19 protein-coding genes are annotated in these 22,025 nt (G+C 68.6%); 7 read left to right on the top strand and 12 right to left on the bottom strand.

Translation table 11 applies throughout. The annotated features are described in order from the left end of the window. Nucleotides 1–40: 40 nt before the first annotated feature. Nucleotides 41–250, bottom strand: a complete 210-nt coding sequence (locus SS2_RS02795; protein ID WP_066460863.1) for a hypothetical protein — start codon at nucleotides 248–250, stop codon at nucleotides 41–43. An 87-nt stretch (nucleotides 251–337) separates the two neighbouring features. On the opposite strand from SS2_RS02795, the gene SS2_RS02790 reads away from it, so the two are divergent. From SS2_RS02790 to SS2_RS02785, 3 genes are all read left to right on the top strand, one after another. Next, nucleotides 338–1,624 carry an ADP-ribosylglycohydrolase family protein gene (locus SS2_RS02790; protein WP_083941603.1) on the top strand — a complete coding sequence of 429 codons (1,287 nt, stop codon included), beginning with the start codon at nucleotides 338–340 and terminating at the stop codon, nucleotides 1,622–1,624. 465 nt (nucleotides 1,625–2,089) lie between these two features. After that, nucleotides 2,090–2,245: a hypothetical protein gene (locus SS2_RS17570; protein ID WP_169796249.1), complete on the top strand. Its 156-nt coding sequence runs from the start codon at nucleotides 2,090–2,092 to the stop codon at nucleotides 2,243–2,245. A 272-nt stretch (nucleotides 2,246–2,517) separates the two neighbouring features. Continuing rightward, complete coding sequence (locus tag SS2_RS02785) at nucleotides 2,518–2,991, top strand: Hsp20/alpha crystallin family protein (protein ID WP_066460936.1); 474 nt, start codon at nucleotides 2,518–2,520, stop codon at nucleotides 2,989–2,991. Nucleotides 2,992–3,130: 139 nt separating this feature from the next. Here the strand turns inward: SS2_RS02785 and SS2_RS02780 are convergent, their stop codons facing one another. Next, a complete protein-coding gene (locus SS2_RS02780; RefSeq protein WP_066460862.1) occupies nucleotides 3,131–6,289 on the bottom strand; it encodes an efflux RND transporter permease subunit in 3,159 nt (1,052 codons plus the stop codon). A 259-nt stretch (nucleotides 6,290–6,548) separates the two neighbouring features. Here SS2_RS02780 and SS2_RS02775 point away from each other — a divergent pair, with 259 nt between their 5' ends. Both SS2_RS02775 and SS2_RS02770 read left to right on the top strand, forming a co-directional pair. Further along, nucleotides 6,549–7,055: a MarR family winged helix-turn-helix transcriptional regulator gene (locus SS2_RS02775; RefSeq protein ID WP_066460861.1), complete on the top strand. Its 507-nt coding sequence runs from the start codon at nucleotides 6,549–6,551 to the stop codon at nucleotides 7,053–7,055. 191 nt (nucleotides 7,056–7,246) lie between these two features. Then, the gene (locus tag SS2_RS02770) at nucleotides 7,247–8,197 is read left to right on the top strand and encodes an aldo/keto reductase (protein ID WP_066460860.1); all 951 of its coding nucleotides are present in this window, start codon (nucleotides 7,247–7,249) and stop codon (nucleotides 8,195–8,197) included. A 200-nt stretch (nucleotides 8,198–8,397) separates the two neighbouring features. On the opposite strand, the gene SS2_RS02765 is transcribed toward SS2_RS02770, so the two are convergent. The 9 genes from SS2_RS02765 to SS2_RS02725 all read right to left on the bottom strand — a co-directional run bounded on the left by SS2_RS02765 (nucleotide 8,398) and on the right by SS2_RS02725 (nucleotide 16,793). Beyond that, nucleotides 8,398–9,357 carry a CU044_5270 family protein gene (locus SS2_RS02765; RefSeq protein WP_066460859.1) on the bottom strand — a complete coding sequence of 320 codons (960 nt, stop codon included), beginning with the start codon at nucleotides 9,355–9,357 and terminating at the stop codon, nucleotides 8,398–8,400. 12 nt (nucleotides 9,358–9,369) lie between these two features. Further along, on the bottom strand, nucleotides 9,370–9,921 hold the full coding sequence (locus tag SS2_RS02760) for an RNA polymerase sigma factor (RefSeq protein ID WP_066460858.1): 552 nt from the start codon (nucleotides 9,919–9,921) through the stop codon (nucleotides 9,370–9,372). Between the two features lie 257 nt (nucleotides 9,922–10,178). After that, a complete protein-coding gene (locus SS2_RS02755; protein WP_066460857.1) occupies nucleotides 10,179–11,063 on the bottom strand; it encodes a universal stress protein in 885 nt (294 codons plus the stop codon). A gap of 151 nt (nucleotides 11,064–11,214) precedes the next feature. Continuing rightward, entirely contained in the window at nucleotides 11,215–11,616 is a 402-nt protein-coding gene (locus tag SS2_RS02750) for a Rid family hydrolase (protein WP_066460856.1), read from the bottom strand. A gap of 59 nt (nucleotides 11,617–11,675) precedes the next feature. Then, a complete protein-coding gene (locus SS2_RS02745; protein WP_066460855.1) occupies nucleotides 11,676–12,080 on the bottom strand; it encodes a hypothetical protein in 405 nt (134 codons plus the stop codon). Nucleotides 12,081–12,267: 187 nt separating this feature from the next. Next, entirely contained in the window at nucleotides 12,268–12,843 is a 576-nt protein-coding gene (locus SS2_RS02740; RefSeq protein ID WP_157607164.1) for a helix-turn-helix domain-containing protein, read from the bottom strand. Between the two features lie 84 nt (nucleotides 12,844–12,927). Next, a complete protein-coding gene (locus SS2_RS02735) occupies nucleotides 12,928–15,150 on the bottom strand; it encodes a TerD family protein (RefSeq protein WP_066460853.1) in 2,223 nt (740 codons plus the stop codon). Between the two features lie 131 nt (nucleotides 15,151–15,281). Then, nucleotides 15,282–16,169 carry an HNH endonuclease gene (locus SS2_RS02730; RefSeq protein ID WP_066460852.1) on the bottom strand — a complete coding sequence of 296 codons (888 nt, stop codon included), beginning with the start codon at nucleotides 16,167–16,169 and terminating at the stop codon, nucleotides 15,282–15,284. Nucleotides 16,170–16,439: 270 nt separating this feature from the next. Then, nucleotides 16,440–16,793 (bottom strand): hypothetical protein, encoded by a 354-nt coding sequence (locus SS2_RS02725; protein WP_066460851.1) that lies wholly within the window; start codon nucleotides 16,791–16,793, stop codon nucleotides 16,440–16,442. Nucleotides 16,794–17,486: 693 nt separating this feature from the next. On the opposite strand from SS2_RS02725, the gene SS2_RS02720 reads away from it, so the two are divergent. Then, a complete protein-coding gene (locus SS2_RS02720) occupies nucleotides 17,487–17,753 on the top strand; it encodes a hypothetical protein (protein ID WP_066460850.1) in 267 nt (88 codons plus the stop codon). Nucleotides 17,754–18,289: 536 nt separating this feature from the next. Here the strand turns inward: SS2_RS02720 and SS2_RS02715 are convergent. Then, nucleotides 18,290–20,437: a catalase gene (locus tag SS2_RS02715; protein ID WP_066460849.1), complete on the bottom strand. Its 2,148-nt coding sequence runs from the start codon at nucleotides 20,435–20,437 to the stop codon at nucleotides 18,290–18,292. Between the two features lie 211 nt (nucleotides 20,438–20,648). Here SS2_RS02715 and SS2_RS02710 point away from each other — a divergent pair, with 211 nt between their 5' ends. After that, on the top strand, nucleotides 20,649–21,986 hold the full coding sequence (locus tag SS2_RS02710) for an APC family permease (protein ID WP_066460848.1): 1,338 nt from the start codon (nucleotides 20,649–20,651) through the stop codon (nucleotides 21,984–21,986). Nucleotides 21,987–22,025: the final 39 nt, after the last annotated feature.

Genomic DNA, 22,025 nt, shown 5'->3' with positions numbered 1-22,025 from the left:
TCAGGGCCGTTCACGGCAGCTCAGGGCAGCTCAGGTCAGCTCAGGACCAAGAGCCGCTCGTCCAGGAGAACCCCACCAGCGCCACGACGATGGCCACCTCCACCACGAAGAGCATGAGCGTCCAGGGCCGGGTGCGGCGCCGGGCGGGGTGGGCGTGGGAGGAGGGACAGGGCGCACCGTCGTGGAGCGGGCACGCACCGGCGCCCGCTGCGATGTCCGCCCTGGTGAGCGGGTCCGTGTCCTTTGCCACAGTATGAGTATCGGCACAGGTGGACAGAACATGAGAAGTGGGCGCGCGGTCCCATGAGTCACCGTCACCGTTCTGTAACCTTCAACCATGAGCTCTGACCCGATCCTCTTCGCACTGCTCGACCGCGCCTCCGGGGTGCTGCTCGGGCAGGCCTGCGGCGACGCGCTCGGGGTTCCCTACGAGTTCTCCTGGCCGCCCGAGGGTGACGCGGAGATGCGCGGCGGCGGCCGCGGTTCCTACGCCCCCGGGGAGTGGAGCGACGACACCCAGATGGCGATCTGCATCGCCCGGGTGAGCGAGCGCGGCGGAGGCCTGCGCACCACCGCCGAGCTCGACGAGATCGCCGCGGCCTTCGAGGACTGGTTCGCCTCCGGCCCCACCGGCGTGGGCACGCAGACCGCCACGGTGCTGCGCGCCGCCGCGCAGCTCGAGGGCTCCCCCTCGCAGCGACTCACCGCCGCGGCGCGGGCTCTGCACGAGGAGACCGGTCGCACGGCCGGCAACGGCGCGCTCATGCGCACCGGCGTCGTCGGGCTGGTGGCCCTGGACGACCGCGAGGCGACCGCGCGGGCCGCGACCGCCGTCGCCCAGCTCACGCACGCTGACCCGCTCGCGGCGGAGTCGTGCGTGCTGTGGTCGGAGGCCATCCGGGTGGCGGTGACCGAGTCCCGCCTGGACGTGCGGGCGGGTCTTGACCTGCTTGAGCCGGACCGCCGCGATGCGTGGGAGGCGTGGATCACCGACGCCGAGAAGGAGGTGCCCGACGCCGACCTGCGCACCAACGGCTTCACCGTCACCGCCCTGCAGGCGGCGTGGCACGCGATCTACCTGTCCCCGTACTTCTCCCCCGGCCTGACCACCGAGTACGACCACATGGTCTCCCACCTGCCCGACGCCCTGCACCGGGCCGTGCGGATCGGTGGGGCGACCGACACCGTCGCGGCGGTCGCCGGCGCGCTGCTGGGCGCCCGCCACGGCACGCAGTACATCCCGCCGGAGTGGGCGCGGGCGGTGCACGGGTGGCCGGGGATGCGCGGCATCGACGTGTCCCGGCTCGGGCGTCTCACCGCCCAGCGTGGTCTGCACGCCGCACCGACCGGGCAGACCTGCCCGGTGTGCGGGGTCTACGGCAAGCACATCGAGCGGTACCCCGACTTCGTGTGCAGCTGGTGCGCGGCGTGGGTGACCGACGAGGACGGCCGGTACGTGTGGTTGTCCAACACGAGCTTCTCGGGCGGGTTCGACGCCCACTACGCCGACGGCAAGCCCGCCTCCGACCTGGCCCGCTCCGGCAAGGTGTTCATCGCCGGGCAGCCCTTCCGCGCGAGCGAGGCGCGGTTCGGCGGCGTCGTCGTGGAGGCGGTCGCGGAGTAAGCGCGAGCAGTCGGTGAGCGCTCGCGTGGGCGGGAGCAGAGCCGTCTGTTCGCTCGTGGCGTGAGACGTTGTCCGACCTGTCCCTCGCCCTGCCCGGTGCCGGGTGCTAGACCGAAGGTATGCCCTCGTATCGGGTCGTCGCGGCGTCACAACCGTTCCGGCAGCGACGGCGGCTGGTGAGGTCCCGGAAGTTGCGAGCGCGACGACCTGCGCGAGAGCGCAGGTCCCCTGAGGATCCAGGAATCGCACGTCACGCCCAGTGCCGGCGAGATCAGGCGACGTGTCACACTCCCAGGACTGGGCGGGGCGAGGTCGACAGGTCCGTCGACTCCGCCCTCGTCTCACCGGGGGGCCTGGCGGCTGGGAGACGTCCGAGAGGACGTCTGGGGTGCAGTCCGCCCAGGCCCTTCCTACTCTGAAGAGACCCGCGCGCACCGCGCGGCGTGACGGAAAGGGCGCCCCGAGATGACGTCAGAGCACACTCACACCACCAGCCCGTCCGAGGAGCCGTACGACCCCGCACAGGACCCAGACACCGACCCGGAGAGCATCTCCTCGGGCCACATCCTGCAGCCGGACAAGCCTGAGGGTGAGGATCTTCCCGACGAGACCGGGGCGTAGCACCCGACCCTTTCCTGGCCGGCAGACGCGGCCGACGACGCATGAGCGCAGGTCACGGACCTCCCCCGCGCAGGGCGGACGGGAGGGCTGTCTGGGCGCGCCCCCACGAGCGCTGTCTGGGCGTTTCGCCGGGATTCATCTGGAGTGGAAAGTTGTGTGCGGGGGACGCACGATTGAAGGCGTAGCCGCCCTCTGCGGCCCCACCCCTGGGTCCACGGATGGCGAATCGGCACGTCCCCGGAGCGCCCGGGGACAACAAGGAGGTGGTGACCATGGCTACCGGACAACGTTGGGACCCGTTGCGGGACGTGGAGCGCATGATCGGCTCCCTGACATCGAATGCCCTGAACTCGACGGCCGTTCCGCTCGACCTGTACAGGTCGGGTGATCACTACGTCATCACGATGGATCTGCCCGGCGTGGATCCCGGCAGCATCGACGTCTCGGTCGAGGACCGGACGCTGACCGTCCGCGCGGAACGCTCCGCGCGCGCCGACGGCGACACCCAGTGGCTCGTGCGAGAACGGCCGTCGGGCACTTTTGCCCGGCAGCTGACCGTGGGCCGGGGCCTCGCCCTGGACAAGATCACGGCGTCCTACCAGGACGGCGTGCTGTCCCTGAGCGTCCCGGTCGCCGAGGAGGCCAAGCCGCGCCGGATCCAGGTCAACCTGGAAGGCCAGGGCTCGCAGAACGTCGTCAACTCCCCTGCGGACCAGTCCAGCGTCGGCGGTTCCCAGCCTCAGTAACCACCGCCGAGTGCGTGCTCTTGACGACGGTGCGTGCTTTCACGAGCACGTTCTCGAACGAAGAGCACGCACTCGTTGGAGTCCGTGAACACAGACGGGCCCGGACACCCATGGGTGTCCGGGCCCGTCTGTGTTTGAGCTACCGGCCCGCGTGGACCGACTCGGGGTCGTCGGCGTCGGCGTCGGCCGAGCCAGCATCGGCGGGGCGGCTGACTGCAGCGGCCACCTCGGCGTCGTCAGCTGTGCCGCGCTTGGACCGGCGGCCTTCGATGAGGCGGTAGAGCACCGGCACGAGCACCAGGGTCAGCGCCGTGGAGGACACAAGCCCGCCGATCACGACGATCGCGAGGTCCTGGGAGATGAAGCCGGAGGACCCGGTCACCCCGAGGGCCATCGGCACGAGGGCGAAGATCGTGGCCAGCGCGGTCATGACGATCGGGCGCAGACGCTGGCGGGCGCCGTTGAACACGGCGTCCTCCACGCTCTGGCCTTGGCGGCGGTACTGGTTGACGAGGTCGATGAGCACGATCGCGTTGGTCACCACGATGCCGATGAGCATGAGCATGCCGATCAGCGCGGAGATGCCCAGAGGCTTGCCGGTCAGCAGCAGCAGGATGATCGCGCCGGTCGCCGCGAAGGGGATCGAGACCAGCAAGATCACCGGCTGCAGCAGCGACCGGAAGGTCGCGACCATGAGCAGGTAGACGATCGCGATGGCGATGAGCATCGCGAGCCCGAGCTGGTTGAAGGAGTCCCCCTGCAGCTCGGCGAGGCCGCCGATCGTGGCCGTCGCTCCGCCCGGCAGGTCGAGGGCGTCGAGGCGCTCGGTGACCTGTGCGGTGACCTGACCCAGCTCACCCTCGGCCGGGGTGATGGACAAGGTCGCGACGAGCTCGCCGTCCTGACGAGTGATGGTCGTCGGCACAGTGACCCGGTCGATGCTGGCGACGTCGGAGAGCGGCACAAGACCGGTCGGCGTCGGCAGCAGGATCCCGGAGATCTCCGCGGTGGTCTGCGGGGTGGCGCCGGTGTCGACGAAGATCTTGTAGTCGCGGTTCTCGATCCGCAGCGAGCCGATGCTCTGCGGGGTGACCGTCCCGGCCACGATCCCCACGACCTGCATCTCGGTCAGGCCGTGCTCGAGCGCGGCCACCCGGTCGACGACGATCTGCAGCGTGGGCTGCGCCGCCGTGCGGTCGGAGGTGAGCCCGGTCGTGTGGTCGAGGTCGCCCAGGGCGGCCGCAGCGAGGTCAGCCGCCTCGCCCAGCGCGGTCTCGTCGGGGGCCGTGACGATAACGTCGACCGTCGAGGAGAAGCCCATCCCACCGGCCTCAGGGACAGTGATGGTCCCGGCGTCGGTGATCTGCGCGAGCCGGTCTTCGACCGTCTCCTTGAGCGCGGCCTGGTCAGCATCGGCGTCGGTCATGATGATGTACGACGCCGTGCCCCCGCCGCCGCCCATCATCGCGGCCATGCCGTCCCCGCCGTTCCCGGCGGTCATCATGACGTTCCCGATGCCGTCGATCTCTGCGAGGGCGTCCTCCACCTGGGTCGCGCCGTCGCCGATCACGTCGAGGTCGGTGCCGGGGGTGAACTCCTGGGTGACCATGAGCATGTTCTGCCCGGTCGAGCCGAGGAAGTCGACCTTGAGCAGGGGCACGAGGGAGACGGTGAGCACGAGCAGCAGCACCGAGGAGACGACGGTGATGACCGGGTGGCGCTGGGTGGAGCGCAAGACCGGCTTGTAGGCGCGCTGCAGGGGGCCGCGGTGCTCCTTCTCCTCGGCCTCAGCGCGGGCCGCGGCGGCGTCGACGACGCCTTCGGGGCTCTTGAGGAACCAGTAGGACAGCACCGGGACGATGGTCAGGGCGACCAGCAACGAGGAGACCATGGCGATCGCGACGGTGAGCGCGAAGGGCCGGAAGAGCTCCCCGACCATCCCGCCGACCAGCGCGATCGGCAGGAACACCGCCACGGTGGTCAGGGTCGAGGCGGTGATCGCGGCGGACACCTCGCGCACGCCGGTGAGGATCGACTGGATCTTGGGCTCGCCGTAGCTGAGGTGCCGCTTGATGTTCTCGATGACCACGATCGAGTCGTCGACGACGCGGCCGATGGCGATGGTCAGCGCACCGAGGGTGAGCATGTTGAGGGAGTACCCGCCGAGGTACAGCCCGGTGAAGGTGACCAGCACCGAGAGCGGGATGGAGATCGCGGTGACCAGCGTCGAGCGCACCGAGAGGAGGAAGACAAGGATGACGATGATCGCGAAGACCAGGCCGAGGAGCCCCTCGATGGCCAGGTGGGAGATGGAGTCCTCGATGAACGGGGCCTGGCTGAACAGCACCGTGAGCTCGACGTCGTCGCCGAGCTCGGCGCGCAGGGAGTCGAGGGTGTCCTCGACCGCGTGGGACGTCGCGACGACGTCGGCGTCCGTGGCTGCGGTGATGGACAGGGACAGGCTGGGCACGCCGTTGGTGCGGGTGATGGAGGTGACGTCCTCCTCGACGAGCGCGACGTCGGCCACGGAGTCGAGGGTGACGACCGTGCCGGGCTGGACCGCGGAGGTGAGCGGGAGAGTCTCCAGGTCCTCGAGGGTGGTCAGGGCGCCGCCGGCCTGGACGGAGAGCATCTCGCCGTCTTCGGCGATCGAGCCGACCGGGAGGGTGAGGCCGTTCGCCTCGAGCACGGAGGACAGGTCCATCACGGACAGACCGGCGGCGGCGAGAGCGGCCGGGTCAGGGGTGATGGTGATGCGCTGCCCCTGGGCGCCGCTGACGACGGCCGCGCGGACGCCGTCGACGTCCTCAAGCTGGGGGACGGCGATGGTGGCCAGGGCGGCGGAGAGGTCGGCGGCCGGGCGGTCGGAGGAGGCGGTGACGAACATGATCGGGAAGTCGGCGATGGACCCGGCGATGACCTCGGGCGTGGCGCCGTCGGGCAGGGACGTCACGGAGTCCAGGGCGCTCTCCATGGCGCGCTTGAACTCCAAGGCGTCGACGCCGTAGGTGTAGGAGACCGCGAGCATGGAGACCGAGCTGGAGGAGGTTGCCACGACCTGCTCCACGTCGGCCACCGAGCCGATGGCCTGGGACAACGGAGCGGAGATCTGCTCGTCGATGACCTCCGGGCTCGCGCCTGGCAGCGTGGTGACGACCATGGTCTGCGGCATGGAGATCGAGGGGATGAGCTCCTGCTTGAGGCTGGCCATCGAGAAGACGCCCACCCCCGCGATGAGAAGCGTGATGAGGGCGACGAGCGCTCTGTTGGCGAGGCTCAGCCGGGTCAGTTGAATCATGGGGGCCACCGTGAAGTTGGGGGTAGGCTAATTACTTAGCGCCGTGCAAACGTTAGTGTTGGGCTAAGCAAGTGTCAACGCGGCACGAGTGGCCGTCCACGCGCCTGCTCACTCACCTCACATCCGGCTCCGAGCCAGGTCAGAGGGCCTGGCGGCCTGCCACGGATGGGTTACGGTGAGCGGATCGAGCCAGTCGCCCGCGCACAGGCCGCACCGACCACCCAGCCCGACGCACGATCCCTGATGGAGCCAGCAGACCATGACCCCCGCGTCCCCCGCCCCCGACGACGCCGCCGAGCGCGAGGCGCTCGTGCGCGGCCTCGTCGACGCCCAGCGGATCTGGGAGTCGACCGCGACGCCGCCGATGATCGAGCAGCTGCTGACCTTCCCGCTGACCATCCAGCAGCTCAAGGTGCTGGCCATCCTCGTCACCGACACCCGGGCCAACACCGTCCAGGGCCTCGCCACGACGATCGGGGTCTCCCTCGCGACGATGTCCGGGATCATCGACCGGCTCGGCAACCAAGGCATGGTCACCCGCACCGAGGACCCCAACGACCACCGAGTCCGGCGCGTCGAGGCGACCCCGCAGGGCCGTGAGACGGTCCAGCGCCTGTTCACCACAGCTCCGGAGAAGAACTGCTGGCCGCTGGAGCGCATGGAGCTCGACGACCTCCGCGCCCTCTCCCAGGGCATCCAGGCCATGCTCCGCGCCATGGACAGCGCCCCCACCGGCGACCTGGCCGACGACGCCGAGACGGACTGAGACCGGCCACCTGCGCCGTCCTCTCCCCTCCCCTTCGGCCCTCCGCCAAGGTCGCCCGCCTGGCATCCGAGAAATCTCGGCGCACGTGGATGGTTCTGACGGGCTGCGGGGTTACCGCAGTGGACGACCGACTCGCGCGTCGCCGGTCTGACCGTCCGCGCACAGCACGCACCGCACCCCAGGAGACCCCCATGCCCCAGAACACCCAGCGCACCCGCCTCGGTTCCTCCGACCTCGAGGTGTACCCCCTCGTCCTGGGCGGCAACGTCTTCGGGTGGACCGCCGACGAGGCGACGTCCTTCTCCGTGCTCGACGCCTTCACCGCCGCCGGCGGCAACCTCATCGACTCCGCCGACGGCTACTCCGCCTGGGCCCCCGGGCACACCGGCGGGGAGAGCGAGACGATCATCGGCGCCTGGCTGGGTGCCCGCAGCAACCGCGACGACGTGCTCGTGGCCACCAAGGTCAGCACCCACCCGGAGTTCCCCGGCCTGTCCCCCGCGAACGTCCGCGCCGCCGCCGAGGCCTCCCTCAAGCGCCTGGGCACCGACTACATCGACCTCTACTACGCCCACTTCGACGACGCGTCCGTCCCGCTCGCCGAGACCGTCGGCGCCTTCTCCCAGCTGGTCGACGACGGTCTGGTCCGCGCGATCGCCATCTCCAACTACACCCCCGAGCGCATCGACGAGTGGTTCGCGGTGACCGAGGCGGACGGCCTGCACCGCGCCGTCGCGCTGCAGCCGCACTACAACCTCGTCGAGCGCGAGTTCGAGGACGGGCTGCTGGCCCGGGCCGAGCGGGAGAACCTCGGCGTGCTGCCGTACTTCTCCCTCGCCAAGGGCTTCCTCACCGGCAAGTACCGCGACGGCGTGGAGGTCGACTCCCCGCGCGCCGCAGGCGCGTCGGCGTACCTCGACGAGCGCGGTCGCGCCGTCCTCACCGTGCTCGACGACGTCGCAGCCCAGCACAGCGCGAGCGTCACCGCCGTGTCCCTGGCCTGGTTGCGCCAGCAGCCCACGGTCGTCGGCCCGATCGCGAGTGCCCGCACCCTCGACCAGCTCACCGACCTGCTCGCCTCGGTCTCGCTCACGCTGACCGCGGATGACCTGGCGCGGTTGGACGCGGCGTCGCGCCCCTGACCCTGCCGCCCACACCGCCAGGGGCTGTCGGCGCTCCCGCCGACAACGTTCCGGCCACTGGCTGAGCGCTGGCGCTGAGGTCGTCTGTTAGGTGCGAGGTCGTCTGTTCAGACAGACGACCTCACACCTGATAGACGACCTCACCGCCCGCCAGGCTCCAGTTGCTCGGCCCTGAGACGCGCCTGCCCAGGGTGCTGCGTTCAGCAGCTGTGCTCAGGGACTGACCCAGGTCCGCAGATCGGGGGCTGGGGGACAGGGGCCGTCATGCTGGGCTGCTGGTCGAGCTGGGTCAGCCGGTAGACGACTTTTCCGTCGGCGTCGATGTTCTGGATCTCGAGCAGGGTGCCATCGGTGGGATCGAGGATGTAGACGGCGCGGTCCCGGCCGGCGTCGAGCTGGTTGCGTTCGACGGCGGTGCCCTGCCGACCTGCCGAGTCGGTCATGGCGCCCACGAGCTCGACGTCGGGCATGTTCGCGGCGACCTGCCACAGTGCGCGGCGAAGTGCAGGTGAGGCTGGGCTCTCTACGAGAAGGGCGGTGACACTCTCCCAGAGCGCGTTCTCTTCACCGGACTCTTGCCCGCTGGCCATCTTCCGCAGGTGGGCTTCCAGCTCGGCTGCGTCCGTGGGCAGCGCCTCGAGGTCCTCCCACGAGAGAACCCCTCCTGCGATGCCGAATGCTGCCGGCCCGTCGATCCCCTCAGCGCGGATCAGCGCGGGGTCCAGAGCACCGTCACCTGCCGCGAGAGCGGCGTTAAGGCCGTTGGAGAGGACGCTCTCCTCGAACCGCCCCTGCCAGATCTCCCGTGGGAACGGTTGCGTGTCGGGGTAGTAGACCTCGGAGACCACGTGCCAGTACGCCGCTCCGGCAGCCTCGTCCACCTGCTGCCCGGCAGCCTCCGCTGCCGCGAGGAGAACCTCTTCTGCCGATGCCGGCGAGGCGCCGAACAGGGGAACCGCGAGGACCGCAACTGCGGTAGCTGCTGCGCCTGCGAGGGCGGCGATGCCCCATCGTCGGGGACGGCGGCTGCGCCGCACAGCGGTGACGCGTGCGCTGGCCGCGGTGATGGCGGCGTCCATCTGCTGGCGCCCGGCGACGAGGGCGTCGGGCGTGGGGCCAGCGACGTCGCCAGCCTTCTGGGCCAGGGTGTCGAGGTTCATGGTGGTCCTCCGTCAGACAGCAGAAACGGGCGTGGTGATCAGGACGGTCCGAGCGCGCTGGCGGGCCCGAGTCATGCGGGTTCGCACGACGGTTGGCGTCACGCCGAGGGTGCGCGCCGCCTCAACGGCGCTCAGCCCTTCCCAGGCGACCAGCAGGAACGCTTCGCGCTCGGCTGGGCTGAGCGAGGCCAGAGCGCGGCGGAGCTGGTCACGTGTGGCGCGGGCGTCGAGCCGGTCGTCGACGGCGTGCCAGTCCACACCCACGTGAGTATCGATGACCGCACTGGGACGTTGCTTGCGCAGGTATGTCCGCACCACGTTGCCGCTGATCCCGTACAGCCACGGCAGGGCGGAACCGCTCTCGTGCGGGCGGTAGCGCACGCGGGCCTCGATCGCTGCTACGAAGACGTCGCCGACGAGGTCTTCAGCGGCTGCCGGGCCGGCCCGGCGGGTGATGAACCGGAACACCGACGCCGCGTGGCGCTCGTACAGCACTCCCAGCACCTGCGGTCGCAGCACCGACCGGGCCAGCAGCTCATCGTCGGTCGACTCGTTCGTCTCCATACCCTGCCTATGCACTGGTCACCGAAAGCGCTACAGCCACCGCGCTGGCCATGGTGGCTACGCCTCCGGGGCGCTCCCCTTCGTCGCGGGCGCGTGGTCGGCGGACGACTCGCTGCGTTCAGCACCGTCAGGCGGCAGCCTACCCACCGCGACTGCGCCTTCAGCGGAGCGCTGTCACCGCCGACATTTCCACCAAGAGCGTTCCCCACCCGGCTGGGACAGTGGATACGTCGACCACGAGGCGTCACGGCTCACCCTCACTCCAGGTGCGACTCCACCATCGGCACCACGACCACCGGATGCGTCGCGTGCCGCAGCACCGCCTGGGAGACCGACCCCAACGCTGGCCCGGTGACCGTCCCGTGCCCGCGTGACCCGACCACCGTCAGCTGCGCGCCGTGCCCGGTGGTGGTGATCGCCCCGGCTGGGTCTTCACCGACCACCATCGTGTCGACGTCGACTCCGTGGTGGCGGTCCTGACGCACGTGCTTGATGAGCGCCGCAACCGAGGACGCGGTGACCGAGTGGGTCACGGGGTCGTAGGGCCCGTAGACCGACGGGTCCCGGCGGATCGCCTCGGTGAACGGGATCGAGTACGCCGCGACCACCGTCAACCGGCAGGACCGCCGCGCCGCCTCGTCGAGGGCGAAGCTCAGCACCGCGCGCACCCCCGGCGTCTCGACCGCGATCCCCACGACCATGTGCGCGGAGTTCGAGTCGGAGACGTCCGGCACGATGGCGACCGGGCAGCTGGCATGCGCGGCTAGGCGCACACTGACCGAGCCGAGGAAGATCGAACCCAGCGTCCCGTGCCCGCTGCGCCCGACGACGAGCAGTGCCGCCTCCTCAGCCGCCTCCAGCAGCGTCGTGGCCACCTGGCCGGTCACACCCTGCACGTCGATGTCGATGTCGGGCGCCTCGGCCCGGGCGATTCGGGCGGCTTCCTGGAGCAGCTGGGTCGCATAGTGCGCGGCATCGTCGAACTCCATGAGCGGGCCGTCGCCGAAGGGGATCCGGGACCGGCCGGGGGCGCGCACGTGGACGATCCACAAGGAGTCCCCTCGCACGGCCGCCTCCTGCGCCGCCCACCGCAGCGCGGCGGCGCTCACCGCCGACCCGTCCACCCCGACCACGATCGACATCGCCCTCACCCCGTTCTCGTCCGGCCACCGCGGCCGGCCGGGCCGCCTTCTCAGCATGCGCTCGTCCTCGCGCGCCCGCCGGGCCAACGCGGCACCCTTGCCCCGGCGGCGACGCGCGAACTCGCTGGCCCCTGACACGAGCCCGACGTCGCTAGCGCACCACCGCGGCGACCGCGCTGATCTCCACGAGCGCGCCAGGCACACCCAAGCCCGCGACGAGCGCCGCGCTGACCAGGGCCGGTTCGTCGGAGGCGAGCTCGGAGGCGATGGCCCCGTACCCCGCCGCGAGGTCGGCGCCCTCGACGAAGTACACCGTCCACTGCACGACGTCGGCCACGCTCGCCCCGGCTGCGGCGAGCGCAACCTTCGCGTTGGCCAGGGCGCGGACAGACTGCGCCGCGACGTCTTCTGCGCCGACGAGCGCGCCGTCAGCGTCGACGGCGTTCTGCCCGCCGACGTAGATGGTCGTCGCACCGGGCGGCACGATGGCGACGTGGCTGAAGGCCGGGCTCTGGACGAGCCCTTCGGGGCGGAGGCGCTGGATGGATGTCATCTCTTCATGCTCACACCGGCAGTTCCTGCCCGCACTGGTTCGCCCCGTGCCCCAACGCCCTACTTCTTGCCGCGCACTGCGTCTCCGCCGAGATCGATCACGGGCGGGGCGTCTGGCAGCTCAGGGAGTCCGATGTGGAACATCCGCTCGAGGAGGAGCAACGAGCGCTCGTTGAGCCCGTCACCCGGATAGAAGTCCTCGTAGATCGCTTCGGCCGCCCTGACATCGCCAATACCGTTGAGACGCAGGAGCTTGGCGACATCGTCAGTATCTCGACCAGGCCTGCCTTGAACGGCATGGAGCTTCATGGCGAGAAGCGCATCAATCGGAGCCACCCAGATTGAGATCTGGTCTTTGTCGTACAGAGGGCGCCAGTCGATCTGTCGCCCCCAGCTCGGGATGAACTGGTTTGCCTCATCGTTGAGCCAGCTCTCGGGCCAGTTTCGCTCACGCGCGATCTGCACGACTATCGGCTTGAGATCCTCGAAAGGTTCGATCCGTGCGTCGATATCGACGGTGGTAGGCGATCAAAGTAGGCGATCCGGAGAGCTGCTCCTCCGACGATCCGGATCGAGAGCGACTGCCCTGTCTCCGCAGTACGACGAATGACCTCCCGCAGACCATCCAGGAGGTCCTCCAGTTCGAGCGCCATCAGATGCTCGCCAGGGTTCCGCGCTCAACCAACACGTTGCGCCTAGCGAAAGGCGGGGGAACCTCGTCGATCCGTGGCGGCAGGTCGTAGATGCTGACATCAAGGGTCTGTGGCGAAGGGAGGGTTCGCGACGGATCGTTCAGCCAGTGCGGCTTCGGGAGACCCTCCTGGTCAAGCCAGTACTCAGCGACGGCGGCGAGGGCGGCGTCCCACACGGGCGAGCCGCTGGGATACGGCTCTGCCGCGGTCAGCATCACCCGTTCGACTCCTGACGTGGCAGCCAGGCCATCCGAGTAGTCGAGGAACCTCCGCAGGGCCGCCTGGGCCGCGCCCGACCGCAGCGCGTCGGCGATCCGAGCAGATGTCTCCACCGCATCGGGGTGACTTGTCTTCACTGCGATGAGTTTGTGCCCAGCGCTGTCGAGCAACCGCACGAGGGTGTCGACGGTTGGAGTCCGGCGCCCTCGTTCTACGGCGGACACGTCCGGCTGGCTCGTCTGGGCGCGCTCGGCCAGCACTTGCTGGCCTAAGCCGCTGCTTCGTCGCGCTGCGCGGAGCAGCGTGCCTGCAGTCATCTCCACCACCTCCGTGACGACTAAACATATCTTAGTCGATATAGGTCTACCGGAGGTGGCTCGGCCGCGGCGAGCCTGAACTGTCTAGACGCTGAGGTTCTCCGGCACCACCTCGACGCCCTCCCCTACCCCACCCGACGCAAGCTTCGGCGCCGGTGGCACCCACCCGCGCACGGGCTGCAGCACCGCAGAGTAGAACGCTTCAGTTGCCCCGATCACCGAGGGGATGAACGCTCCCTTGAGCCCGGACCGCTTGGTCCCCAGGGGCGCAACCGTCGTGATCTCGAAGCTCGTCACGTCCCCGGACCGCTCGGACACCAGAGCCCCGGCCGATTCCCGCACGTCACCCAGCCGCTCGCAGGTGTCCTGCGCGACGCCGGCATAGTGCACATCGACCAGCGTGTCGTCCGGCGCATCGGCGAGCTGACGCAGCAGCCAGGTGATCCGCCGCTGCGGTCCGCCTTCCTGCGGGGCGCGCACCGATGCACTCACCCGCACCTTGGAGATCCGCAGGTCAGCGACGACGGTGAGGGGCCCGGCAGCCCCGGGCACCTTGAGTGTCGCGCTCATCGTCCCCTCCGAGGCCAGCTGTTCGCCGGCGACCCGCGCTCGTGCGGCCGGGTCACCGGCGAGCTGACGCGGCATGACATGGGTGACCTGCACCCCAAGCTCAGCAGTCAGGCGCAGGCAGAGCTGGCGGACCAGCCGGATCCAGGAGTTCGCCACTGTCGGCACCTTGGAGTCCCCGGCGCGCAGCGTCCCGGCCGCGACTGCCTCCCGCACGAGCACCCAGCTCGATCCCATGTCGTCGAAGCCGGTCGCCCCCGAACGCGGGTGCTCGAGGTAGCGGATGAGCTCAGCGAGCGTCCAGGCCTGCATCGGGTCGGCGACGCCGCGGTGAGTGAGCACCATCCGCGCCTCGTGCAGCACCTCCGCCCAGGACAGGTGGTAGAGCGCGACGGACTTGAGCTTGCGCGCATCGACGCTCACCGGGTGTTCCCCGGTCCCGGGAGCGATCTCGTTGGACAGCGTGACGACCGCGTCGTAGCCCTTGGTCCGCGCGACGTCGAGGTACTGCTCGACCTGCTCGGTGCGCAGCTGCCCGGACCCGGTCTTTACCTCGAGCAGCGCGGTCCACACCTTCCCACCTCGGGCGATGCGGATGACGCCGTCCGGGTAGACCTTGCGGTCCCCGTGCGTGAACGGCACCTCAAGGTAGGTCTCCACGGCGCCGGCCGGCGCCCCGAAGTGCGCGCTGATCGCTCGCGCGAAGGGCCGCACGCCCATCATCGTGGCGAGCAGGGCCGACGTCGCCCGCTTCTCCTGCTCGTCGGCGGTCCCTACCCCCGACACGGAGAAGAGCCGCGCCGGAACCCACGCCTCATCGCCGGCTAGCTTGAGCGCCGGTGGTGCGACCACGACCCTCTGCTTCTTCGTCCGGACACCCGTGCGCCGCACCGACGCGGCCGCGACTTCCTGCGCTGGCGCATTGGCGCCCGTAGCCGAGGTCTGTTCAGGCACCTCAGCTACCGGGGTATCCGCAGACTGGGCGGACGTCACATCGGTCGACTGCTCGTCAAGTACTAACTCGGCAGTCTCGGGAGGCTTCGGCGCGGGAATGTCGGCTTCGGGAGTCGGAAGCTCGACAACCTCAACAAGGTCGTCGTCGCTCTCATTGGCCGAGATGCTCTCCATCGGCGCGGTGTCCGCGTCGGCAGTTGCAGACTCGACGACGAGTGTCGGCGGTTCAGCTTCCGGTTCCGGAACCTCAGGCTCGTCCTCGACGCTCACCCCGAAGTCCGTGGCCAAGCCAACGAGCCCGCTGTCCCAGCCCTGTCCGACCGCGCGCACCTTCCAACCCCCCGCCCGCCGGTACACCTCCCCGAAGACGAAGGCTGTCTCCGTAGTCGCCTCAGCGATATCAAAGGTGATGAGCGGTGTGCCCGTCTCGTCGAGCACTATGAGCCGCAGCCCATCGAGCTGGCCGAAGGTCCCCGCGCCGACGCTTGCCGAGATAGCGATCGTCTCGACATCGTCTGGCAGGTCTTCCAGGTCGAGGGAGAGCCGCTCTTCCGCACCAACGTCCCCGGCCGCGCGGCCCAGGTGCTGCACCGCGCCGCAGGTGGAGACGGGCTGGTTGTAGAAGACGAAGTCCTCATCGCCACGCACCTTGCCGTCGCCAGTCAGCAACAGCGCCGAGGCGTCCACGTCGACGCTGTCGTCGGACCAGCCGATGACGATGCGAACCCGGTTGATGGTGGCAGCGAGTGGCGCATTCGCGCCGCGCGTGAGGACTTGAGGCTTCATGTGTTCATGATGCCGGGATGGGCTGACATTGTGGGCGAGACGCGCGCGGATGACGCTAGTGCGATTCGAGACATCCGCCGTTGCGTTTGGTCAACCGTTCAACTAACGCAAAGCAGGATCGCTACCAAGCGTCAGCGCCGGGACATCTTCGCGTAACGCCACGCGAGAAGCTCCCTATCTGGGCGATCCGCAACGCGAGCCGGCATAGATATCGTACGCCCGTGCATCTCCTGAAGACCGTGCTTGAGCATGGGCCCGTCGATTTCGGCGAGGAGTTCGCTGTCGATCTCGACCATGTAGTCGGGCGTGATGCCCATCATGTTCTGGTCGTAGGCCGCATGGTGGATCTTGCACAGCGCAAGCCCGTTGTTTACCGTCGGAACCCCATGCTCCTCCGAGTCGGAGACGATGTGCGCGGCATCAAGGAGTGAGCCGTGCTTGAGTTGACACACCGCACACCGGACCTCATACGCGACCAGCACGCGCGTTCGGAAGGCTGGTTGGTGCAAGCGCTGCCGGGCAAGCCGCACGGCGTATGCCCGTTGCGGGACAGACAGATTCCGAGGATCGGGCACGAACGTGAACGACTCGTCCAGCGCGATCAGAAATGCGCGCTCTTCGGGGACATCGTCGACGACGTAGACCGGTGCGATCGGCGTGTAGATGTTCTTCACCTCTTTGCGGAAGAGGATGAGTGGCTGGCCCGTGGTGATGGCATTGCGCAACTTGCGGTTGTCACCGCCCCATGGGTCACCGTCACGGTATGCATAGTGGAGGAGTCCATCGTCTGACTCGGCGTCGTCATACGGCCCGCTCGCGGACGCGACAATCGAGAGCGTAGATGTGAAGTTCTGTGGGTTGCGAATCCCCCGCGAGTAGTCAATGACCGGCAGATCCATGCCGTCGATCCGGTGCGAGAGCAGCTCGTGTCGGTACAGGAAACCGCCATTGAGTTCAGCTTGCCGCTGGACCCAGTCGATGATGCGTAGTCGGAGGGCGGTCTCGACCAGGGTGTCCATGCGCGAAGCTCATCATGCAACCGACCTGAGCACAAGGTTCTCTCCGGCGCGTCATCCAGCCCCTATCGAGTCGACCTCTGCCCTTGCTTGAGTCACGGGTTTCTGCTGAGAAGCCGCATGGATGTACTCGGCAAGACGGATCCTCCACTGGTGCAGGGCGGCTGTCGGACCCAGAGTTCCCCCGTGCGGCCGCACTTTACCGATAGCACCTCGACAGCCACGACGACGAAGGAGCCGGACTTGGAGGGAGCGGATGAGCGGGCATCAGTCCTACTTGTCCTTGCTGTGAGCCCCGAAGTACCACCCTATAGCGGCTCCTAGCAAGGTCTGGAAGGGCGTGATGAGCAACGGAAGTAAGGCATCGAGACGCCCCCACTGCTGCTCTGTAGACACAAGGGCCAACGTCGCAGCAGCGAGGGAGAAAAGCGCCGTGACGATGAGCAATGCGACGGCGAGGGTGTACCTCTGTCCCGGCACTTCTTCTTGCCGTCTCTTGGTCGTAAAGGCCCCGTCAATGCCTCTGGGGGCGTCGTCGGCTGCAAGGACCGCGATCGGCTTTCCAGCCGTGTCGAGTGGGTCGACGAACTCCGTGAACTCGGCGCTTTCGTCGCCGGAACCGGTCATCTCAGATCTCCTCTCGTGAGAGAAGGTCCCAGATCACAGGACGGAGGGTCGTCGAGTTCGCGCATCTCTTCGTGCTCGCACCAGATTTCGGCACGCACTGCGGGGTCGGCCTCGAAGGGTTCGCCGAAAAGGTCCAGCGACACCTCGTATGCAGGATGGGTGGAGCCCTTGGTTGACACCTGCGGCACCGCCTCTTCTTCGTGGAGTGTCTGAGGCGTAACCCTGGCATCTAGGGCAGGTCGGTGGGAAGGGTGAACTTCAGATGTTGCACCGCGGGTAGTCATCAGACAGCTCCAGTTCTCTTGGGGACAGGTTCGTTGTGCACATAGCTACTCCTCTTATCGGGGGGACCATCAACGGCTTTCGCGTCGTGTGCTGCTTGCACCTAGATGACTTGATGTTGGTATCGATTGTTCTAGGTCCCAAGGGGACAATAGCAGAGATGCACCCAACACGCACAGCACAGGTGCTCTAGATGTGGGTCCTGTGTGGTCCAGATGCACATCGCACCTGTAAGGGGTGTGCAAGATGCCCGTACGCATGTAGTGTTGGCATATGTCGACGATACGAGTCCCTAACTATTAGGGCTTAGGGGCCAAGGTGCCCCAACGGCAGACCGACAGGGTCTTGCCACACCACCACACCAGTCGGTCAGGACGACAAGCCCGACCGACCCTGGCGAAAGAAGGAACCATGAGCACCGACATCAAGCGGGCTCCCGGTACAACACAGGAGCAGGACGCTTCACGGGTCGTACGACTCTCTGTCAACCTGGCGCCCAGCGTCGCGGACGCACTCAAGAGCGTCGCCGCGGACCAGGGCATCTCACTCACGGAGGCAACGCGCCGCGCTGTTGCTCTCCTCAAGCTCGCGAACGACGCTCGCAATGACGACAAGCGGCTCATGGTCGTCGAGGGTCAGGGCGAGAAGGCCATCTACCGAGAGATAGTCATGCTCTGACCTCAGAGCAACGCCGACCATTGAGAGAGGGGCCCGACCATACGGTCGGGCCCCTCTCTTCTCGCCGTGATGCGGTTCGCCACAGAAGTCAGAGGTGATCGATGTTGGCGCTGGCCACGTGGATGGTGGCGGACGGGTCGACGATGTCAAGCATGCCAGAATCCGCTGTAGAAGGATCTCGCCGACGGGAAACCGGGTTAGATCAACGTCTGGTCTCGGGTGATCTTGTGCAGATCGCCAGGTGACTCTGCTCGCCTCCAATCGATTGGGGCGTGGCCCCGAACGCGGCATCGCTCTGCGGCCTTGACGAGGACGCGATCGTCGTCGAGGCCCGGCCTCCCAGATACACGCTACTTGACCTGCCCACCGCCCCTCCGCGCTGCAAGGGCTGCGCGGACAAAGAGCTGCACCGTAGCGCTCTCCTTCACCCGATCAACCGCCTCAGGCGTCCCCGTAGCCACCACGCGCCACCCGGTTGCCCCCACCAGGTCCCAGGTACCGCAGCCCCCTGGACTTCGCGCCGCGTGCGAGCGTACTCACCACGCCTGCGTCCCAACCTCCTCCAGTCCCATCAGCCGTCCCCAAGCCCGGTGCAGCCCAACAGCCTGCACCAGCCCCTGGGCCAGCTCCTCACTCATCTCCCCACCAGTGAGCACCCCCTCAGCAGAGGTATCAATCCCACAAGCCTCCAGCACATCGACCCCGTCGCCCCAGGCGACGATCGCCTTCCCGTGCCGGAACGCTTCCTCCAGGATGCTCCGCGTCCTCGGGTGCGCAGCCAGCGCAGATCCGCCCACCCCGTCGGCCACGACAACAGCATCAAACTCAATCGACCGCGCCGTCACCGGAGTTCGCTCCACCACCTGGGAGGCCACCACCCCCACGTGCGATGCGACCACCTTGAGGTCGGCCTGCTCGGCGTCCAGTGCCGCACGCAGCTCAGCCAACGCCCCAGCGTCAGAAGCGTCATCAGCGAACACCCCGATCACCCGACCAGCGATCGGCCCCGGCTCGTCCTTGACCTCAGTGATCGCCCCAGTCCGCGTCACACCGTTCGCCTCACCAGACCCAGGCCCCTCCCCAGCGCCGGGCGACGCGTCGCCTGGTTCGCCGTCGGGCACGGGGACGCCAAGACCAGCCGCGACCCGCGCGCACAGGTCTGTGTCGATCTTGGCCAGCGCGCGGAGCTGGTGGTCGCGCACGGACTGCTCGTAGCACTTGCCCAGCTCGAACACGTACGCCGCGGCGGTGTGCGCCTGCTCGATGGGGCTCAACGAGTTCCAGAACATTCGTGGCTGGGTGAAGTGGTCGGAGAAGCTCAGCGGGTTCTCGCGGACCTTGTCCCCGGCGACTGGCGTCGGGACGGTGACAAACACCCCCGGCGCAGAAGGCGACGCCGTCGGGAGGCCGTCAGCAAGGGTGTTGGGCAGGTACGTCCCCAGGCCCTCGTGGATCGCGGTCTGGTGCATGCCGTCGCGGAGCATGTCGTTGACCGGCGCGTGCGGGCGGTTGATCGGCAGCTGGGCGAAGTTCGGCCCGCCCAGGCGGCTGATCTGGGTGTCGAGGTAGGAGAAGAGCCGGCCCTGCAGCAGCGGGTCGTTGGTCACCTGGATGCCGGGCACCAGGTGACCGGGGTGGAAGGCGACCTGCTCGGTCTCGGCGAAGTAGTTGGTGGGGTTGGCGTTGAGCGTCAGGCGGCCCACCATCTGCACCGGGCACAGCTCCTCGGGGACGAGCTTGGTCGGGTCGAGCAGGTCGATCCCCATGAACGTCTCGTCCTCGGTGTCCGGCATGACCTGCAGCCCCAGCTCCCACTCGGGGTACGCGCCGTTCTCGATCGCGTCAGCGAGGTCGCGGCGGTGGAAGTCCGGGTCGGCGCCCTGGGCGAGCTGGGCCTCCTCCCACACCATCGAGTGCACGCCGGCCACCGGCTTCCAGTGGATCTTGACCAGTGACGTCTCGCCAGCAGCGTTCTCCATGCGGAAGGTGTGCACCCCGAAGCCCTCGACCGTCCGGTAGGACGCCGGGATACCGCGCCCGGACATGAACCAGATGGTCGTGTGCTGGGTCTCGGTGTGGCGGGAGGCGAAGTCCCAGAAGGTGTCGTGGGCGCTCTGCGCCTGCGGGATCTCCCGGGACGGCTCGGGCTTGACCGCGTGGATGAGGTCGGGGAACTTGATGGCGTCCTGGATGAAGAACACCGGGATGACGTTGGCGACGAGGTCGTAGGTGCCCTCGTCGGTGTAGAACTTCGTCGAGAAGCCACGCACGTCGCGCACGGTGTCAGCAGACCCGCGGGAGCCGACGACGGTCGAGAACCGCGTGAACACCTCTGTCTGCTTGCCCTCGGTCGCCAAGAATCCGGCCTTGGTGATGGCCGAGGCGTTGCCGTAGGCGGTGAACACCCCGTGCGCGGCCGCGCCGCGGGCGTGCACCACGCGCTCGGGGATGCGCTCGTGGTCGAAGTGCGTGATCTTCTCGCGCAGGTGGTGGTCCTCGAGCAGCACCGGGCCGCGGGGACCTGCCTTGAGGGAGTGGTCGGTGTCGTCGACGCGCACGCCCTGGGCGGTGGTGAGGTGGTCGCCTTGCTGGGACCGGGGGTCTGGTGACGTCTGAGTGGGCGGGGCGCCTGTCGGGCTCACATCGGTGGGTGCGGTCTCGTCAGGTTCACGGCGTGCACTCATACATCGGCCTCCTCATCAGCGGGAACATGAAGCACTCACCGTAAGCACGACGATCGGAGGGCGCGACCGGAGCGCTGGGGTAACGCTCGCCGGTCACGCTCTCCGCAGCCGCGCGACACCTGCCCACGGCCGCCAGCGTCCCCGCTGGCCACACGCCTGCGGAGGTGCAGTTCGCCGAGCGAACCGCGGAGAGTGCTGGCAATCTGGCCCCATGGCCACCGCACAGCCCGCCCTGTCTCGCAGCGTCAGCGCCCGCCTGCTCTACGTCTTCATCCTCGGCGACGTCCTCGGCGCCGGCGTGTATGCCCTCGTGGGCGTCATGGCCGGGGAGGTGGGCGGCGCCGTCTGGCTGCCGCTGCTCGTCGCCCTGGGCCTCGCCCTGCTCACCGCCGGCTCCTACGCCGAGCTGGTGACCAAGTACCCCAAGGCCGGCGGCGCGGCCGTGTTCACCGAGCGGGCCTTCAAGTCCCCCGCCCTGTCCTTCCTCGTCGGCTTCTCCATGCTGGCCGCCGGGGTGACGAGCGCAGCGGGCCTGTCCATCGCCTTCGCCGGGGAGTACTTCACCACCTTCATCGACGCACCCACCAAGCTCACCGCCGTCGTCTTCCTCATCCTCGTCGCGCTGCTCAACGCGCGCGGGATCAAGGAGTCGCTGCGGGCCAACTTCGTCATGACCGCCATCGAGCTGTCCGGTCTGCTGCTCATCATCATCCTGGCCGCGGTGGTCCTCGGCCGCGGTGACGGGGACCTGTCCCGAGTGCTGGACTTCAAGGAGGGCAGCACCCCGGCCTTCGCCGTGCTGGGCGCGTCGCTGCTCGCCTTCTACTCCTACGTCGGCTTCGAGACGTCGGCCAACCTCGCCGAGGAGGTCAAGGACGTCCGCCACGTCTACCCCCGGGCGCTGTTCGGGGCGCTCATCACCGCCGGGGTGGTCTACGTGGGCGTTGGCATCGCGGCGGTGGCCGTCGTCGCCCCGGACACCCTGGCGGCCTCCACCGGGCCGCTGCTCGAGGTGGTCCACGTCGCCGACATCGTCCCGGACAAGGTGTTTGCCGCGATCGCGCTCATCGCCGTGGCCAACGGGGCACTGCTGACGATGATCATGGCCAGCCGCCTCACCTACGGCATGGCCTCCCAGGGACTGCTGCCCCCGGTCCTCGCCCGCGTCCTGCCGGGGCGCCGCACGCCGTGGGTGGCGATCGCCGTCACCACCGTCGCCGCGATCATCCTCGTGTTCACCGGCGGCCTGCAGGTCCTCGCCGAGACCGTCGTGCTGCTCCTGCTCATCGTGTTCATCGCGACCAACGTCGCCGTGCTCGTGCTGCGCAAGGACGAGGTCGCCGAGGACCACTTCCGCGTGGTGACCGCCGTCCCGGTGCTCGGCGTGCTGAGCTGCCTCGTGCTGCTCACCCAGCAGACCGCGGGCACGTGGCTGCGAGCCGGGATCCTGCTGGCGATCGGCGCGGTGCTGCACCTGGTCACGCGGCGCGCCTCGGCCGCGGGCAAGCCCGTGGATGCTGGCGAGCCCGCGGACAGCTCGACCGAGTGACGCCACCACGTCCGGTGGTCGAGGCCACGCCCTAGAGTG

The sequence above is a fragment of the Sanguibacter suarezii NBRC 16159 genome (assembly GCF_001552735.1).
Taxonomy (GTDB): Bacteria; Actinomycetota; Actinomycetes; order Actinomycetales; family Cellulomonadaceae; genus Sanguibacter; species Sanguibacter suarezii.
The sequence above is the reverse complement of the archived record's forward strand: the minus strand, read 5'-3'. Positions and strand labels throughout refer to the sequence as shown.

Coding starts and splice junctions, on each gene's coding strand:
- SS2_RS02715 (WP_066460849.1), bottom strand. CDS start 20,437: ATGAGTGCACGCCGTGAACCTGACGAGACCGCACCCACCGATGTGAGC.
- SS2_RS02780 (WP_066460862.1), bottom strand. CDS start 6,289: ATGATTCAACTGACCCGGCTGAGCCTCGCCAACAGAGCGCTCGTCGCC.
- SS2_RS02730 (WP_066460852.1), bottom strand. CDS start 16,169: ATGGACACCCTGGTCGAGACCGCCCTCCGACTACGCATCATCGACTGG.
- SS2_RS02755 (WP_066460857.1), bottom strand. CDS start 11,063: ATGTCGATCGTGGTCGGGGTGGACGGGTCGGCGGTGAGCGCCGCCGCG.
- SS2_RS02720 (WP_066460850.1), top strand. CDS start 17,487: ATGAGCACCGACATCAAGCGGGCTCCCGGTACAACACAGGAGCAGGAC.
- SS2_RS02740 (WP_157607164.1), bottom strand. CDS start 12,843: ATGACTGCAGGCACGCTGCTCCGCGCAGCGCGACGAAGCAGCGGCTTA.
- SS2_RS02750 (WP_066460856.1), bottom strand. CDS start 11,616: ATGACATCCATCCAGCGCCTCCGCCCCGAAGGGCTCGTCCAGAGCCCG.
- SS2_RS02725 (WP_066460851.1), bottom strand. CDS start 16,793: ATGACCGGTTCCGGCGACGAAAGCGCCGAGTTCACGGAGTTCGTCGAC.
- SS2_RS02710 (WP_066460848.1), top strand. CDS start 20,649: ATGGCCACCGCACAGCCCGCCCTGTCTCGCAGCGTCAGCGCCCGCCTG.
- SS2_RS02765 (WP_066460859.1), bottom strand. CDS start 9,357: ATGAACCTCGACACCCTGGCCCAGAAGGCTGGCGACGTCGCTGGCCCC.
- SS2_RS02785 (WP_066460936.1), top strand. CDS start 2,518: ATGGCTACCGGACAACGTTGGGACCCGTTGCGGGACGTGGAGCGCATG.
- SS2_RS02735 (WP_066460853.1), bottom strand. CDS start 15,150: ATGAAGCCTCAAGTCCTCACGCGCGGCGCGAATGCGCCACTCGCTGCC.
- SS2_RS02760 (WP_066460858.1), bottom strand. CDS start 9,921: ATGGAGACGAACGAGTCGACCGACGATGAGCTGCTGGCCCGGTCGGTG.
- SS2_RS02775 (WP_066460861.1), top strand. CDS start 6,549: ATGACCCCCGCGTCCCCCGCCCCCGACGACGCCGCCGAGCGCGAGGCG.
- SS2_RS02790 (WP_083941603.1), top strand. CDS start 338: ATGAGCTCTGACCCGATCCTCTTCGCACTGCTCGACCGCGCCTCCGGG.
- SS2_RS02770 (WP_066460860.1), top strand. CDS start 7,247: ATGCCCCAGAACACCCAGCGCACCCGCCTCGGTTCCTCCGACCTCGAG.
- SS2_RS17570 (WP_169796249.1), top strand. CDS start 2,090: ATGACGTCAGAGCACACTCACACCACCAGCCCGTCCGAGGAGCCGTAC.